The sequence below is a fragment of the Bacillota bacterium genome, assembly GCA_033549065.1.
Classification (GTDB): Bacteria; Bacillota; Dethiobacteria; order DTU022; family DTU022; genus JAWSUE01.
This window is the reverse complement of sequence record JAWSUE010000005.1, coordinates 62,494-78,597: the sequence shown is the minus strand read 5'-3', so window position 1 is coordinate 78,597 and position 16,104 is coordinate 62,494. Positions and strand designations below refer to the sequence as shown.

General features: G+C 44.7%; 16 protein-coding genes and 1 pseudogene. 4 read left to right on the top strand and 13 right to left on the bottom strand.

Going from position 1 to position 16,104, the window contains the following annotated elements; genetic code table 11:
• Positions 1-17: 17 nt before the first annotated feature.
• Positions 18-593 (bottom strand): hypothetical protein, encoded by a 576-nt coding sequence (locus tag SCJ97_04645; GenBank protein MDW7739330.1) that lies wholly within the window; start codon positions 591-593, stop codon positions 18-20.
• A 207-nt stretch (positions 594-800) separates the two neighbouring features.
• On the opposite strand from SCJ97_04645, the gene SCJ97_04640 reads away from it, so the two are divergent.
• From SCJ97_04640 to SCJ97_04625, 4 genes are all read left to right on the top strand, one after another.
• Positions 801-1,271 carry a MarR family transcriptional regulator gene (locus tag SCJ97_04640; GenBank protein ID MDW7739329.1) on the top strand — a complete coding sequence of 157 codons (471 nt, stop codon included), beginning with the start codon at positions 801-803 and terminating at the stop codon, positions 1,269-1,271.
• Positions 1,268-2,407, top strand: a complete 1,140-nt coding sequence (hgcA, locus tag SCJ97_04635) for a mercury methylation corrinoid protein HgcA (protein MDW7739328.1) — start codon at positions 1,268-1,270, stop codon at positions 2,405-2,407. Before SCJ97_04640 ends, hgcA begins: the two co-directional genes overlap by 4 nt.
• A 46-nt stretch (positions 2,408-2,453) precedes the next feature.
• On the top strand, positions 2,454-2,762 hold the full coding sequence (gene hgcB, locus SCJ97_04630) for a mercury methylation ferredoxin HgcB (protein ID MDW7739327.1): 309 nt from the start codon (positions 2,454-2,456) through the stop codon (positions 2,760-2,762).
• 77 nt (positions 2,763-2,839) lie between these two features.
• Entirely contained in the window at positions 2,840-3,430 is a 591-nt protein-coding gene (locus SCJ97_04625) for a 1-acyl-sn-glycerol-3-phosphate acyltransferase (GenBank protein MDW7739326.1), read from the top strand.
• A 108-nt stretch (positions 3,431-3,538) separates the two neighbouring features.
• On the opposite strand, the gene hutH is transcribed toward SCJ97_04625, so the two are convergent.
• The 12 genes and pseudogenes from hutH to pylD form a co-directional block, all read right to left on the bottom strand.
• Positions 3,539-5,041 carry a histidine ammonia-lyase gene (gene hutH, locus SCJ97_04620; GenBank protein ID MDW7739325.1) on the bottom strand — a complete coding sequence of 501 codons (1,503 nt, stop codon included), beginning with the start codon at positions 5,039-5,041 and terminating at the stop codon, positions 3,539-3,541.
• Between the two features lie 23 nt (positions 5,042-5,064).
• Positions 5,065-5,955 (bottom strand): glutamate formimidoyltransferase, encoded by an 891-nt coding sequence (ftcD, locus tag SCJ97_04615; protein ID MDW7739324.1) that lies wholly within the window; start codon positions 5,953-5,955, stop codon positions 5,065-5,067.
• A 31-nt stretch (positions 5,956-5,986) separates the two neighbouring features.
• Entirely contained in the window at positions 5,987-6,541 is a 555-nt protein-coding gene (locus SCJ97_04610) for a cyclodeaminase/cyclohydrolase family protein (protein MDW7739323.1), read from the bottom strand.
• Between the two features lie 37 nt (positions 6,542-6,578).
• The gene (hutI, locus tag SCJ97_04605; GenBank protein MDW7739322.1) at positions 6,579-7,823 is read right to left on the bottom strand and encodes an imidazolonepropionase; all 1,245 of its coding nucleotides are present in this window, start codon (positions 7,821-7,823) and stop codon (positions 6,579-6,581) included.
• A 27-nt stretch (positions 7,824-7,850) separates the two neighbouring features.
• Complete coding sequence (locus SCJ97_04600; GenBank protein ID MDW7739321.1) at positions 7,851-9,563, bottom strand: urocanate hydratase; 1,713 nt, start codon at positions 9,561-9,563, stop codon at positions 7,851-7,853.
• Between the two features lie 54 nt (positions 9,564-9,617).
• Entirely contained in the window at positions 9,618-10,127 is a 510-nt protein-coding gene (locus SCJ97_04595) for a GNAT family N-acetyltransferase (protein MDW7739320.1), read from the bottom strand.
• A 91-nt stretch (positions 10,128-10,218) separates the two neighbouring features.
• Positions 10,219-11,571, bottom strand: a complete 1,353-nt coding sequence (locus tag SCJ97_04590) for an MFS transporter (GenBank protein MDW7739319.1) — start codon at positions 11,569-11,571, stop codon at positions 10,219-10,221.
• A gap of 121 nt (positions 11,572-11,692) precedes the next feature.
• Positions 11,693-12,448: pseudogene (locus SCJ97_04585) on the bottom strand (flavodoxin family protein).
• Between the two features lie 217 nt (positions 12,449-12,665).
• A complete protein-coding gene (locus SCJ97_04580) occupies positions 12,666-13,361 on the bottom strand; it encodes a type 1 glutamine amidotransferase (protein MDW7739318.1) in 696 nt (231 codons plus the stop codon).
• Between the two features lie 83 nt (positions 13,362-13,444).
• Positions 13,445-14,818, bottom strand: a complete 1,374-nt coding sequence (locus tag SCJ97_04575) for a dicarboxylate/amino acid:cation symporter (GenBank protein MDW7739317.1) — start codon at positions 14,816-14,818, stop codon at positions 13,445-13,447.
• A gap of 89 nt (positions 14,819-14,907) precedes the next feature.
• Positions 14,908-15,234, bottom strand: coding sequence for a pyrrolysine--tRNA(Pyl) ligase small subunit (gene pylSn / locus SCJ97_04570; protein MDW7739316.1), 327 nt, complete (start codon positions 15,232-15,234; stop codon positions 14,908-14,910).
• 4 nt (positions 15,235-15,238) lie between these two features.
• Positions 15,239-16,093: a 3-methylornithyl-N6-L-lysine dehydrogenase PylD gene (gene pylD / locus SCJ97_04565; GenBank protein MDW7739315.1), complete on the bottom strand. Its 855-nt coding sequence runs from the start codon at positions 16,091-16,093 to the stop codon at positions 15,239-15,241.
• Positions 16,094-16,104 lie beyond the last annotated feature (11 nt).

Sequence of the window (16,104 nt, the reverse complement as noted above, 5' to 3'; positions counted from 1 at the left end):
CTACCCTTTCATATCTATTATTCAAGTGTCACCTTTATGGTATATTCTCGCTCTTCGCTGAGAGGAACAACCAGGATCACATGCCCTGGACTCCCTTCAAGCGGCGGCAGCTCCAGGTAAACCTCCGATGACCAAATTTCTCCGGTTGCACAGGCTGAGCTGTAAGTATGGGTATATTCATAATTACCTTCTCCATACTTATATTCTCTCCCCTCTATATCAACCAGGTATATCTTCTGGATAAGCTCATCCAATCTTTCGTTACCTTCACCAGTTATGCATTCATCTATCTCTGAGGGATATATACGGAAAGCAGAAACCTTTTCAAGGTTCAGGTACAAGTGGGTTGAATCCCTGTCCGGAATCAACTCAATAACCTCAATAGAACCCCCATTTAAATCAAATCGGCTTTCGATTATCTCACTATTACCAGGTTCACCAGTCTCATTCTTAACTTCATCCTGCGGTTCTATGTTGTGAGCATTACCTTCAGCAGAGAAATACCGGTCTGGTTCAACAGCATTTTTGATTAAAAAAAACAGGGCTACTAACCCAACAAAAACAATTATCATCGCTAAAATCTTATTATTCAAAATGATCCTCATTGTTATAACCCTCAAGGCCAATATTTATTAATCATCTTTACAGCAAACACACTAGTTCGAAAGGTTTACTTACTCCATCTGTTATCTTAACATATTACAAAAAACCCTGCCAAAAGGGTTGACTTGTGCAACTAATAGTTGTATAATGCAACTGTTGTATATGCCAACTTAAATTCAAGTAAAGAGGTTTTGCCTGTGGTAAAAGATGAAGAAATACGTGTTCTGCAAAGAGCAATTCGCCAATTGCAGCGTAGCCTGATCTTTCAGTCGAAAAACGATGCCCGCTGTTGTGGAATAACATTCGCCCAATGTCATGCCCTGATGGAAATCGGAAATGATCAATCGATAACTCTCAATAATCTGGCTTCATTGTTAAGTCTGAATAACAGCACTCTCAGCAGGACAGTTGACAGCATGGTCAAAGGTGACCTTGTAAAAAGAGAGGTTAATCCTGAGGACAGGCGGGCAGTTAACATCACCCTCACCGAGAAGGGTAAACTGCTCTATGATAGTTTAAACTGCACCTATGATAGTTTCTACCGGAATATCATGGACCTGATACCTGCAGAAAAGCAGGCCCAGGTTATTGACAGCATTGCATTACTGGCCGGCGCAGTTATAAAAACAGGTTATGATCAATGCTGCGAGGAGGATATGAAAAGTTGACACAAGAGTTAAAAACTTTACCCATGTTTGATGAAGAGAAAAACCATGAATGCTGCTCAGCTTCAGAGGAACCACGTAACTACCAAAATCCGGCAGATGCCGCTTGGTCCAACGGACAGATCCATACTCCAATAGGAAAAATTTATAGTGTTTCTACCGAATATACTCCCAAAGACCTCATCGGAACCATCAAAGCCCGCTGGGGTGTTGGAAGAATGGACTATGCAGTTGAACCCGGTATATATGCAATCGGAGAGCCGGATGCTGAATCGCCTGTACTTGTATCGGCAAACTACAAGTTAAGTTTTGACTATCTGCGCAAAGAACTAACCGGCCTTAATGTCTGGTTACTTGTTCTCGACACAAGGGGCATAAATGTTTGGTGTGCTGCCGGCAAAGGTTCATTTGGTACAGAAGAACTGGTCAGGATGATCGATTTCACTGATCTCGGAAACCTTGTATCGAAAAAAATCTTGATTGTTCCCCAACTCGGAGCCCCGGGTATAGCGGCTCATGAAATACGCAGGCAAACTGGTTTTAAAGTTATATACGGGCCGGTCAGGGCGGCTGATATTCAGGTGTTTATTTCTGCCGGTTATAAAGCAACTCCAGGCATGCGTCACCCTGATTTTTCACTGGCCGACCGCCTGGTTTTAACACCTGTAGAATTAACTGCAATTGTCAAACCACTGCTTATCCTGACTGCAGTATTATTAATATTGAACATTATCAGTACTTATTTAAACCAGTTACCACTCAGTATACCGGATCTGATTTCCCGGACAGCATCCGGTATTCTACCTTTTCTTATTGCCTCTTTGGTTGGAACTATTCTCGTCCCAGCCTTGCTGCCGTACATACCGGGGAGATCTTTTGCCTGGAAGGGATGGCTGCTTGGGGCTGTCTGGACAGTTCTCTACCTGCTTTTTATTGCCCGGGAAATAAACTGGATGATAACTATAGCTTACCTATTGGCACTACCGGCTATCAGTTCTTATCTCAGCTTAAATTTTACCGGTTCCACCACTTATACATCTTTATCAGGTGTGATCAAAGAGATGACTCCGGCCCTGCCTTTTATAATAATTAGCTCTGCCCTGGGACTTATTGCTCTCGTTACCGGATATTTAATTTAGTAACTAGTGAACATGAAAAGCTAAATTATGAGGGAGAGATTAGAAAATGAAATTTACCTATTTAAAAAATGTTGTCACCTTGAAATTAGACCAAGCCAAATGTAACGGCTGCGGCATGTGCCTGAAAGTTTGCCCCCAACAGGTATTTACCCTTGAAAATAAAGTAAGCGAGATAGTTGATCGCGACGCCTGCATGGAATGCGGTGCATGTGCCCGAAACTGTCAACCCGGAGCTATTTATGTCCGACCCGGGGTTGGTTGTGCCTACGCTGTCATAATGGATAAGCTGAATATTAAGAGTAAATGCTGCGGTGATGCCTGCGGATGCAGCCTCGACAACATTCCCGACCATTAAGCTCCCATATTATGCTATTGTAATAATTATTGATAATGTTAAAATATTACCACGTGGATTTCGAAGGAGGTTGTTAATTGCTTAAACTAATTACCGTAATGATGTTCAGGATTTCCGGATGGAAACTAGTGGGGGAATTCCCTTCACACATTAAAAAATGTATAGTTGTAGGGGCTCCCCATACGAGCAATTTTGATTTTATTTATGCCCTCGCCGGATTTTATAAGTTGAAAATACCAGTTAGATATCTAATTAAGGAAGACTGGCTTAAATTTCCCCTGCTGAAGACATTATTCAAGAAATCAGGTGCCATCAGTGTTAATCGTTCAAAAACCAATACAATGGTAGATGCCCTGGCAGAAAGTATAACTTCTGCAAAAGATAGCCTTGTTCTCCTGATCACCCCTGAAGGCACCAGAAAATACGCTCCGGTATGGAAAACTGGTTTTTATCATACTGCTCTCAAGGCCAATGTTCCAATAGTTCTCAGCAGTCTCGATTACGCGAAAAAACTGGCCATTATTGGACCTCATTTTATGCCAACCGGTTGCTATAAGCGGGATATGCTGACTTTGAAAAAATTTTTTCAGAATATCACTCCCAGGTACCCCCAGAACTTTTGCCCCGACATATACCGGGTAGAAGAAGACGCTATCTGCGCCGGTTAAGAACAGAGCCTTCAAAACTTAAGGGGACCGGCTTACTGTCCCTTTTAAAAATTTTCTTCTCAACCCTTCCATAACACCTTCCATGACACATGACAATGGTAGAAAAGATTAAGCTTGGTCCGGCAGCAATTCTCCGCTGCGGATCAAACTTACCACTTCCTCAAAATCTTTGCTCATCTCGCGATCCTCATCCATAAAACTAACTTTGTTTCTTATTTTCTGATAAACCCCCTGCAAAGCCGGTGACGGTTTATACTTTCTGAAGTCGATACCCTGGCAGGCGCATATTGCCTCAATTGCAAGCACATACTGAACATTTTCGAGCACTTCCCTGCACTTTCTGGCAGCAGTAGTCCCCATTGATACATGATCTTCCTGATCGGCAGATGTAGGTATGGAATCTACTGAAGCCGGATGGGCCAACACCTTATTTTCACTGACCAGCGATGCTGCCGTATACTGGGCAACCATGAAACCGTCATTCAAACCGCCCTTTTCAATCAGAAAAGCGGGCAGACCCATACTGAGAGCCGGATTGGTTAGCCTTTCCGTTCTAAGTTGTGATATATTACCAAGCTCAGAAAGAGCTATAGCCAGAAAATCCATCACCAAGGCAATCGGCTGGCCGTGGAAATTACCGCCTGATAAGACCTCTTCTGTTTCAGAAAATACAAGAGGATTATCGGTAACCGAGTTTATTTCAGTTTCTATAACCTTTTTTACATACCCGATAGCATCCTTTGAAGCCCCGTGAACCTGGGGCATACAGCGGAGGGAATAGGCATCCTGAACTCTTTTTTTCGATGGATTGGCCAGAATTTCACTTCCCTCAAGCAGATACCTGATATTCTCTGCTGTTTCTACCTGACCCGGATGAGGACGGATATCATGAATTTTACGATCAAACGCCAGGGGAACAGCTTCCAACGCTTCCGCAGAAAGAGAGCCTATTACATCGGCATAGTAGGCCAGTTTTTCAGCATCATAGACAGCAAGCGCTCCCAACGCTGTCATCGCCTGAGTCCCGTTACAGAGTGACAGCCCTTCTTTTGCTTTCAGGGTAACCGTGGGGATTCCCGCTTTCTGCATCGCTTCATAACCGGGCAGCAGTTCGCCCGCAAAATAAGCCTCACCCCGTCCCATCAGGACAAGGGCCATGTGTGATAAAGGTGCAAGATCCCCGCTGGCTCCGACAGAACCCTTTTCAGGAACCACCGGGTGGACCTTCTTGTTCAACATTGCCACCATAGTTTCCACGATAACCGGCCTTACTCCTGAATAGCCTCCAGCCAGAGAATTGGCCCTCAAAAGCAGCATTGCCCGGACCACCTCAACAGGCAAAGGTCTGCCAACACCTGCAACGCAGCTAACTACCAGGTTATATTGCAACTGATCGAGTTCATCTTCACTGATCGAAACATTGCTCAATTGCCCAAAACCTGTATTAACACCGTAAACAATCTTTTTATCGGCAAGTATCTTTTCTATAACACCCCGAGAAACTTTAATGCTCTCAAGCGCTTCCCCGGCGATTTCAACTTCTGCAAATTCACGGGCTACTTTTATGATCTTATCAATAGTCAGACTGGAACCATCTATAACAACTTTCATTGTTTATTATCACCTCAAAATATCTATTCAAGCAGATTTGACTCGATAAACTGGTTTACCGAAAAATCATGAACCTGGAGATAATACCTGACCAGTTCTTCCATCAAACCCAGGGGAACCGGTCCTACCAGCTCAGACGAAACAACGGGTACCCCATACCTGGCGGCTTCAGAACGAATTGCTTCCATCACCAGATGAATCGGGGTTTCCCGGTAGCTAGTCAAATTCATTGATACCTGGACAATACTCTGATCACTTAGATTAACCCCAATAGCCCGAACAAACCGAAATCCCCCGTTTATATGGCGGACTCTCCGTGCGATAGTATCGGCAATTTTGACATCGGTCGTGCCCAGGTTAACATTGAAAGCAACTAATGGGAAACGAACACCCACCGCAGTTGCCCCGGTCTGTGCGTTAAATTCCGCCGGTCCTTCATCCGGCTTCCAGGCTGCATCTTTCAACTTTTCAGGGAGCGCTTCATACTGGCCCTTTCTAACCCTGGCCAGGTTTTTTCGTTCGGGAAGGGTTGCCGCATCTTCATAATAGTAAACGGAAACACCCCTGCCGCCAAGGAAGCTTCCAAATTCCCTCGCTATCCCAATAGCTTCTTCCGTCGCAATATTTCTAACAGGGATAAAGGGAACAACATCAACAGCACCCATTCGCGGATGATCACCTTTATGCCTGCGCATGTCGATCCCATCAATACTCAGCTCAGCTAGTATTCTGGTGGCTTCAAGAACTTTCTCCGGAATACCCAGGTAGCTGAACACCGTCCGGTTATGATCCTTATCAGACGATACTTCAAGCAATTTAATACCGGAAACACTATCAACCGCACTTGATATCCTGTTGATCAATTCAAGGTTTTTGCCTTCACTGATATTAGGCACACACATCAATACTTTCATAATATCCCTCCCGGCAAAGCTTCACTGATTCTCATAAATCATTTACCAATGCTGTCAACTCTTTAACCTTACCTTGGTCTTTGATCATCGGTAGATTTATCCTGACATTCGCCAGGCATCCTTTCAAAGCGGCTGCTGCCAGGTTTAACGCAACTTCAAGATCAGATCCGGCATCCGGATTAGAATTTCCATCCAGTTCTTTCGCCAAATCCAAAACCTCTCTGCATAAACAGGCATTTTCGGCTGGAACCTTCGCAGCTTCAATAAATCCTTTTTGAATAGCATCGGAGCGCCGTTGTCTCTCTGCATCAGTATTTTTTGTCATGGCGTAAGCTTTCCTGACCAGGGCAAAAGCGTTCATATCACTGACAGCACCTTCAAGCAGACTGTTGCGGAGCTTTTCAGTTTGAACATAGATTTCTGCATACCTGACGTCATCCAAACCAAAATTTTTCCCTTCAGAAAGACGGGCGACCATGGCAACCAGGGCAGCAGAAAAAGCTCCGACCAGAGCTGATGCAGAACCACCACCGGTACTGTAATCTTCTGTATCCAGTAATTTTTTTATCAGGGAATGATCAAACATATATTAAAAACCTCGCTATACACTTATTCAGATGACTCTAGACAGATCTATTTACAACCAACCGACCCTTCTTGTAGACCTTCTCAACCAGGTTTCCGCCAGCACGATAAACTACGTACTCGTGTCGCGGAGCATCCCAAATCTGAATATCGGCAAATTTATCTTTTTCCAGAGAACCGGTATCACCTTCAATGCCGAGTGCCATGGCCCCTCCCAGGGTTGCTGCAGCAATTGCTTCCAGGGGAGTCATACCGTACAACCGGCAGGCAAGCAGTATAACAAACTGCATTGATTCAACCCAGCATCCCGGGCATAAGTTCGTGGCCAGGGCAACTGTCATACCCTGTCTTTTCATCTCAAGGTAATCGAATGGTCTGGGATGACGCACAACAAAATCGAGTGCGGGAAGCAGCACACCGGTAACTCCTGCTTTAGCCAATTTTTTCATCGCTTCAACCGGTGTAAAGTTCAGATGATCGGCTGAAATCATCTTCATTTCAGCAGCCAGGTCTGAACCGCCGATATAAGAGTAGGCATCAGTGTGTATTTTAGATCTCAAACCGTAGTCAAGACCCTTTTTTAGAATCTGTTCCGATTCCTTTGCAGAATAATATCCTTCATCACACCATACATCACAAAAGTCTGCGAGCTTTTCTTCCGTTACAGCAGGAATCATCTCTTTGCTAATTATTTCCATATAATATTCACGTGCCATATCATCCGGCCAGCCGTGTGCACCCAGAAATGTTGTGCATACATCCACCGGGGAATTATTTCTGAGCGCTTTATTCACCCTGAGTATCTTTAGTTCAGCTGCTGTGCAAAGGCCATAGCCGCTCTTGCTCTCAACCGTTGTAGTTCCTGATTCAAGCATACGGCCAAGCCTTTCCAGCGCTGTCTCCAGCAGATATTCCGCCGATGCATCCCTGGTCTGCCCAACGGTTACAAGGATACCTGTTTTGATTCCCTTTTCCGCCAGGATAGAAAGATCTGTGCCGATCAGCTTTGCCGTGTACTCTTCTATCCTGGATCCGGCAAATACCAGGTGGGTATGACAGTCAATGAAGCCCGGAAGGACTACCTTCCCTCTGGCATCAATAATTTCGGTTTTCTCATTATCGATCAGGGGGGCTGCTTCCTTCTCGCTGCCTATAGAAATAATGCGATCCCCACTTACCGCCAACCAGCCATTTTCTATTATTTCGAACCCACCATCTTTTCCTGAGCAGGTAAGCAGTTCAGCTGCATTGGCAATAATCAGGTCCGCCTTCTTATCTTTCATTGAAACAGTTCCTCCATTATTATCTGCTTACTTGCTTTCAAGGTCCCGTGGCCCGAAAGTAGCTTTCGGTGTCCACCATAACGGGATTTTTATTTTCTCACCGGTTAAATTACCTTCGCCATTTGCAACTGTTTTCGCTGTTTCATAACCGGCCTGGGCATGTCGGACCACACCGATCCCGGAATCAACAGTCATGCACACCGAAAGCCTAAGATCAGCCTCATCGGTCCCGTCAGCAATCATTGTAACCCCGGTATGCACCGCTTCTCCCATAGAGTAATTGGCCTGAATAGCAATCAGGTCTGACATGCCTACGGCGTTGAGCAGTCCATTCAACATGGGCCAGTCTGAGATTAAATCGCTGCCGTCGGGCATATTTTCAGATTCAAAGGTCGGGTTAACGATGGAACCGGAATCGAGGTTATCTCTTGAGAAAGCAACAGGACCTTTGACCTCTCCTGTCCTGATCAGGGCATTGACAGCAAGGGCAAATCTTTTCCGCTGCCCGAAACCGAGATAACATATTCTGGCCGGTAGAGCCTCTATTGGAATATGTTCCCTGGCCAGTTTTATCCATCTGGTAACCAACAAGTCTTCGGCAAACATCTCCAGGCAGAGCTCATCCAATCTTTTCAGATCGCCTGATTCTCCCGATACACATGTCCAGCGGAAAGGTCCCCGGCCTTCGCAGAAAAGAGGACGGATATATTCAGCTACAAATCCGGGAATGGTCATTGCTTCATCCTCGGGCATCCCCCCATCCCGACATTCCTTACGAATACTCGTTCCATATTCAAAAGTTGGAACACCCCGGGCAAAGAAACTATTCATCGCCCGCAACTGTCTGATCATTGTTTTTCTCGCTTCTTCCAAATAAAGAATTCGATCTCTGGTTCTTAATTCATCTGCTTCCTGTGGAGTATAACCGGACGGAATATATGAAAATGGATCGTGGCAGGGACACATCTCGGTTACTATATCGGGCTTGAAATCTTTGGTCAACGCTTCTTCAAAAATATCGGCTGCATTACCTTCAATGCCGATCCCGATTGGTTTTTTCTTCCCGGCATATTCTTCGGCCATCAAAATCGCTTCATCAAGAGATCCGGCCATAACATCGATAAATTTTTTATTGATTCGACGCTCAATAATTTCCCGGTTAGCGTCGCATAAAATAGCCACTCCACCGTGCATGGTCATCGCCCTGGTCTGGTTTCCGCCCATTCCCCCGGCTCCTGCCGTCAATAAAACTTTCCCCACCAGCGAATCGTTATAACATTTCCTGGCCACGGCAGACAGTGTTTCAAAAGTGCCCTGGATAACTCCCTGGGTACCGATATATTCCCAGGGACCGGCCGTATACTGGGCAAACATGGTCAGGTTCTTGTCCTGCAGATCATAGAACGTCGGCCAGTCGGCTTTCATTATATTGGTATTGGCCATAACCACACGGGGCGCCAGGCGGTGAGTTTTGAAAACAGCTACCGGCATTCCGGACTGCATGACCAGTGTTTCATCATTTTCGAGATCTTTAAGCGCTTTCACAATCGCATGATAAGATTCCCAGTTACGGGCACACTTGCCGATTCCCCCATAGATGACAAGCTCTTCAGGCTTTTCGGCGTTCTCCATGTTATTTTCCAGCATACGCAGGATTGTTTCCTGCTTCCATCCCTTACAGCGCAGGTTAGAGCCCCGCTGTGCTTTAACCGAGTAGTAGATCTCAGGCTTTGACAATATCTATCCCTCCCAAATTTTTCAAACCGGTTTAAGATAAATTCGCTAAATTTAAAACTAAACCCTTCCCCAGTCATCTTTAATAACCGCATATTCCCGGACATCCCAAAATTTCTCCTTGGCAAACATTTTCTGCCGCAGCACTCCTTCAAAACTCATACCTGCTTTTTGCATTACCCGTCCCGAAGCTTCGTTATCAATAGCATGATAAGCTTCTATTCTGTTAAGGCCCATTTCAGAAAAGGCAAAATCAATTAACTTTCTTACTGCTTCGGTCATCAGACCTTTGCCCCAGTACTTCGAACCAATGACATATCCAATCGTCCCGCAGAAATTATGTGGATCAAGCTGGACAAAACCGATTGCTCCAATCATTTTATTAATATCCCTGAGGATTACAGCCCATTCACCTGCTTCATCTTTCTCGTAGCGGTCAAGTGCTTTCCTGATATATTCGATCGATTCATCTATTGATTTATGTCTATCCCAGGTCAAATATTTTGAAACTTTCGGGTCACTGGCATAATCAAAAACATCTTGCGCATCGGAAATATCTAGCTTTCTCAATAATATTCGTTTTGCCTCTAATTTAGGATTACCAAGAAACGTCAATTTTTCTTCCCCCAACTTATATCACCTCGAATAAAAATCTTATTTATTAAATCTTCACAGACTCTATCGGTTCACATGTGCCGTCCCTGGCACATTCCACTGCAGAACCGACATCAATAGCAACCTCTGTATTCCGTCCCGAGCGCATGTAAAGTGGTGCCGCAATGGATGTTACAACTCCACCGATAATATAGGTCACCGGGGTGGATATACTTCTGGCCAGCCATCCAAAAACAGGCTGTCCCATGGCTCCTCCCGCATCTGAAAAGAACGAGTCAAGAGAAAGAACTGTAGCTCTTTGCTTTGAAGGTATATATGCATTAATATAACCCTGGCGAATCGGACCGACCAGTCCCATTACGGCGCCCAGTATAAAAATAAGAACCATTACAACAGCAAATCCTGTTACACTGCCACCAGCTGGAGATAGCAAACCTGTCAGTCCGGCTAACAGGGCAAGTATAGAAAAAGCCACTGCACCGGCAATTAATACTCTGGGTGCGCTTTCTCCCCATTTGGTTCGAGTTATAAGATTAACACATAGATTGCCGATCAAGCTGGACAGACCAAAGAGCGCGGCAAAAGCGCCGGAAACCCACACAAGATCAGGACGTCCCAGTAAATCCAGTATATAAGGTTGGGAGGCATAAAAGAAATACATAAAAAATGAGCCCTGGGCCATCGAAACCAGCAAAAGTGGTTTAATAACCGGGTTGCGCCAGCCAAATCGAACACCGGCATCAAATATACTCTTTGTATCCGTAAGAAAATGTGAAGCACGCAGTTTTCGAGGTTCAAAACCGATATCGTGCATCAACAGAAAGGTTGTCGTAAAAGCTACTGTTAGAATGATAGATCTGGTTATATAGGGAACAGCCAGATTGATCTGACCGAGAAACCCTCCGGCAAGAGTACCGCTTAACATAGCTATTCCGAAAATGATACCACCCCTGGCAAAAACCGCATCTGTTCTTCCTTTATATTCGGATGCGTCGAGGGCATCAATCAGCCAGGCATCCACTGCGCCGGTTTGAAAAGTATAGCCTATGCCGAGCAAAACTGAACCGGCTATAAACCCGCCAATACCCCAGTTATAAACAGCTGAAGCAAGATATAAGAGGGTTGAAACAAGCAGGGTGGCGATACCGAACAAGAATGAAGCCCTTCTGCCAATCGTATCAGCGACCACCCCTGTGGGCACTTCAAATAACACCTGACCAATGCTGTATATTCCGTTCACTACCATTACCCCGAATATATCCAATCCTGCGTCCAATAAAAACAGGGTGTTTACTCCCCAGATCATTGCAGTAGCCAATGTGAAAAGACCGCTGGTAATGAGATAAGTTCTGATAATATGAGTTGAAGCCGGCGCAGTTGCACTATTTAAATCCGTCATCTTGCTTTCATCCTTGATCATAACCATTTGTAAAACTTTAAAATATCAAGCATTGAAGTCTTCTACGGGAAATACCAGGTTTGCCATCCCCTATCAAGCCTGAATAATATTTAATCATAGATTACCTGTATTCAGGATTGGCATGATCAAACCGACAGCCCGCAGCCCATTTGCTTCTCTGGTTGCCGTGGGCGGGTATTCCTCCATTATCCTTGATCATTCTTGCCAAATGCAGTAAATTTCAGGTCATAAAAGTTGCATTTCGGTTAGTGAAGTCGCTCTCCGGCCCTCCCGAATCTGGATCCAGGTACGAAGGACCCGGTCCAATCGGACCCAGCCAGGCAGCATCAGCCTGGGGAGGAATTACAAAGCCCAGATGCTGCAGCGAATAAAGAATTCCCATTCCGCAGTGTTTAGCTCCATCTTCGTTTCCGGTAATCAGGCACCCGCCGACACGACCGTAGTAAGCGTATTGACCATGCTCATTCAACTCACCGGATTGACCGTAAAGCCTTTCAATAATCCTCTGACAGACAGATGTTTTCTCTCCAAGCCATATTGCCGAACCAAGAACTAGGATATCTGCATCAAGCACTTTCCTGTATATAAGCGGCCACTCGTCCTTATCCCATCCATGTTTGGTCATGTCATCATAAACACCGCTGGCTATTTCGTAATCAACTGCCCTGATTAATTCAGTTGTAACTCTGTTCTTTTCCATTATTGCCTTTGACACTTTTATCAAGCCCTCAGTATGTGAAAGCTCAGGTGATTTTTTTAAAGTACAGTTGATATAAAGAACTTTCAAATCCGAAAAGTCCCATCTGCTTGTGCTGCACAGTTCCTCCTGCATTTTATTAAGCACATTACCTGACATATAACTTCCCTCCTCTCACCGTTTATTCTATTTCCTGCTGTGATTACCTGCTGTATCAGTAACTTAACTCTTAAAAAGAAAGAAGGAATGGCCGCTTATAATTCTGCCATTCCTCATACTGGTTTATATAAATATATTCAGATTTAAAGTCAGTTAGAAGTTAACGACCGTTGGCACCCATTTTTGCTGCCGCTTCACGGGCAGCACCGGATACTTTTTAAACGGGAAGGGGCACAAGCTCTTGAAACTCCCTCATAATCCTTGTTATTAATCCGCTATCTTTTGGTTGTTTCTCAATGGCATTCATAAATATTTCTTTTCCGGGAATTCCTGGTCCCTGAACCAATTCAATTACAGAAAAACCCTGGACGATACCGATTTCAAAATGAGGTTGGATACCCCAAACCGGCTTCTCTTTAAGTTTAAATGCCAGATTCGCACATTCAACCGAATCTAGCAGCAGATCAACTGCATCCTCCGGAAGATTGACCACCTCGTCGAAATGAAGCACAAAGCCGTTCACTATATCTCCCTGCTCACCAAATAATATGTCTCTTTTTTTAACAGTCATATCCGGCCATCCAATTTCAGGATGTTCTCTAACCCGGACAGCCTTCTCTCCAAACAGGGCTTTAGCGATAATCTGGTGACCGAAACAATTACCCAGGATCACTTTGCCATGATCGATCGATTTTCTAATAAATTCTTCTTCAGCTATCATCCAGGCTTTGTTTTCCAGGGTGCTTGAAAGCGAACCTGATATCAGCATATGGGTAAAAGTATCCAAACCTGGAGCTTCTTCATGAGGTGCATGATAAACCTTGAATGGCAAGGTAAATAAAGGTTTCCAGTGCTCCATAGGTTTGTAGAGGTCATGATCAGTTGAATTATCGACAAAAAGTATCTTTTTCATATTTTCCCTGCTTTCTGCTCTAAATATAAATTCAACCAGCTAGATTATATGGAATAGATCAACCGCATAAATTTAACAGCCAGTTAAGTGCTCTCTACTATTTCTGCCGAATTATTTTTTGCCGGTTTATCTTTACCAATCCAACGATCCATGACTATACAGGCAGCAAGATCACCAGTAACATTTACCACTGTCCTGCTCATATCGAGAATGCGATCAACACCCACTATAAGAGCTATACCGGCTGCCGGAATACCAACACTGTTTAAAACCATGGCCAGGATTACAATACCTACCCCCGGTGTCGCCGGTGAACCGATCGAAGCGCCCACTGTTGTAACCAGGATCAACAAGAGGGCAGGGAGTCCAAGATCCACGTTGAAAACCTGGGCCAGGAAAACAGTAGCAGCTGCCTGATAAAGCGCCGTTCCGGCCATATTAATACTTGCACCCAGTGGAATCAGGAACTGTGATATTGAGGTTCTGACTCCCAACTTCTCTTCAGCCGTCTGCATTGACAGGGGCATAACTGCCGCTGAACTTGATGTTGAAAAAGCAAGCAGTTGAACTTCCCTTATAGCCTTCAAAAAATGCCCTGGATTTTGACGGCCCCAAAATCCGACAATCAGCAGATAAACAATAATCATCACAATAAGGGCCAGAATAACCGTTCCTACATATATGGCCATGCCAATAAGGGCATCAAGCCCGACCCTGATTGTGATCTGAGCCAACAGACCGAAAACCGCCAGCGGGGCAAGGTACATTGCCCAACGAACGACTGTCATGCATACTTCCTGCAGCGATCCCATCAGACTTAAAAGTGGTTGCGATTGTTTGGGGGGCATGGCAACAAGGGCAAAGCCGATAACAATAGCAAATAAGACTACCTGCAGCATTTCACGTTCAACCATTGAACCAAGAGGATTTTCCGGTATTAAGTTTACCACTATATCCGGGAGAGCGACAATTCCCGGAACTTCCGGAACCTCTTCTTCATCTCCAATTAGATCCCCGGTATCTACCTGAGTCGTGGCATAACCGGCATCTACATAATTACCCGGACCAATGATCATGCTCGCACTCAAGCCAATAATTATAGCTATAGTAGTAGTTAAGATAATAAAAAAAGCAAATCTGATTCCAATTTTTTTGAGTTGATCCAGGTCATCAGTTGAAGCAAGTCCGCGAATTACAGAAGCAAATATCAGCGGCACAACGATCATCTGGATCAACCCAAGGAAAAGGTTACCTGGTATAGCCAACCAACTGCCTACAACTTCAGCAGTATTCAGTGGCACCAACCCAATCTGGGGCGATAAAATAATCCCTGTAGCAACACCCAGTACCATGGCAATTAATACTTTCAGCCATAACTTGCCCTGAATCATCCCCTGAAGATGTTGAACAAGATCAGTCAGCGGTTTTGGCTGAAGCCTATTAATATAATCTTTCATTATAGATGATGCCTCCTTCCAACTAGTATGGTTTAATAACTTCAATATCCGTTATTGTAAAAAGCTTATTATACTGTTCCAATAATAAATCAGGATTCGTTATCGGTCAGATCTGACCCGTAGGACTGGCTGAAGCGGGTCGAGGAGTACTTGTCAAGTTTCCAGGACGGAACCCTGCAGGTTGGGCAGGGGGTAAAATTCCATTTGTTACGTAAAAAACGGGCAGCCCTGCTGTTCTTTGAATTGTAAGCCAGAAAAGTCTCGTTGCAATGGGTAGTGATCATGGCCTGGTTGCCTTTTATCTCAAAAGTTTTTATCCCGTGTAATATGCCTTTACGGGAAGGCCATAGCTTCATCTTCTGAAGCAGACGAAAAAATTCAACCCTTTTACGGTAATATCTCTTTACTGTGTCCATAACCTTACTCCTCCAGGTATAGCTGATGAAACGGTTTGGTGAAAACATCAAAAAGCATCACAGCCGTTCCCAACTGCAGGGGATCGTGTATCAGCCTGGGCTCAATTATTTTTAAGGCCTCCTGATCGAAACCAAGGGGCAGGCCTGGAGCGGCAACCATAGTTTTTTCTGAAAGCTGATCAGCCTTGATCAAATTTCTTCCCGGTGAGGCATCGAAAATTAGTGTGACCCTATCCAAGATTTCGCCGAGGCTCAGACCAAACTTGATGCCCATGTGAAATTTCTTTTTCAGACCTTCGGCCAGTACCTGCTCCTTTCTTTTATCTCTATCATAAATTACCGGAATGGCGCCTGCCTCACACAGGTTTTCTGCTGCCCTCATGCCAACCGGTCCGGCTCCAATCAATAAAACTTCCTTGTCTTTAATTCCTCCGGCCATTTTTGACAGGGCGGTGACATAACCTTTTGCAGTTGCTCCCGTATTGTCAGCAACTTTACGGTTATTTAAATTAATAGCCGCATAATTAAAGTCATCTGCCAGGATTATAGCATCGGTATTACCCTGGTAGGCCTCGATCAAACCACCCAGGTCTGCTGCCTCCGTTATGTACGAGTTAAATCCCAGGTAAACAGCAATCGCCCGTACTGCTTCAGAAAACCCGCTGATGATTCCCTGGCCTGATGCAACAGGAATAACGGCGACCTTATAATCTTCAGGATTGATAATTGCCGCCCCTGTTCCGACAGCCAACACAGCGATCTCTTTTAGTGAATAACTGGTTTTTCGCTTCAAATCTTCATCATACTCATTGAGGGTATGTGGTATATTTACCACCTGTTCCGAAATCAATCTGGTCACATTATCGCCCT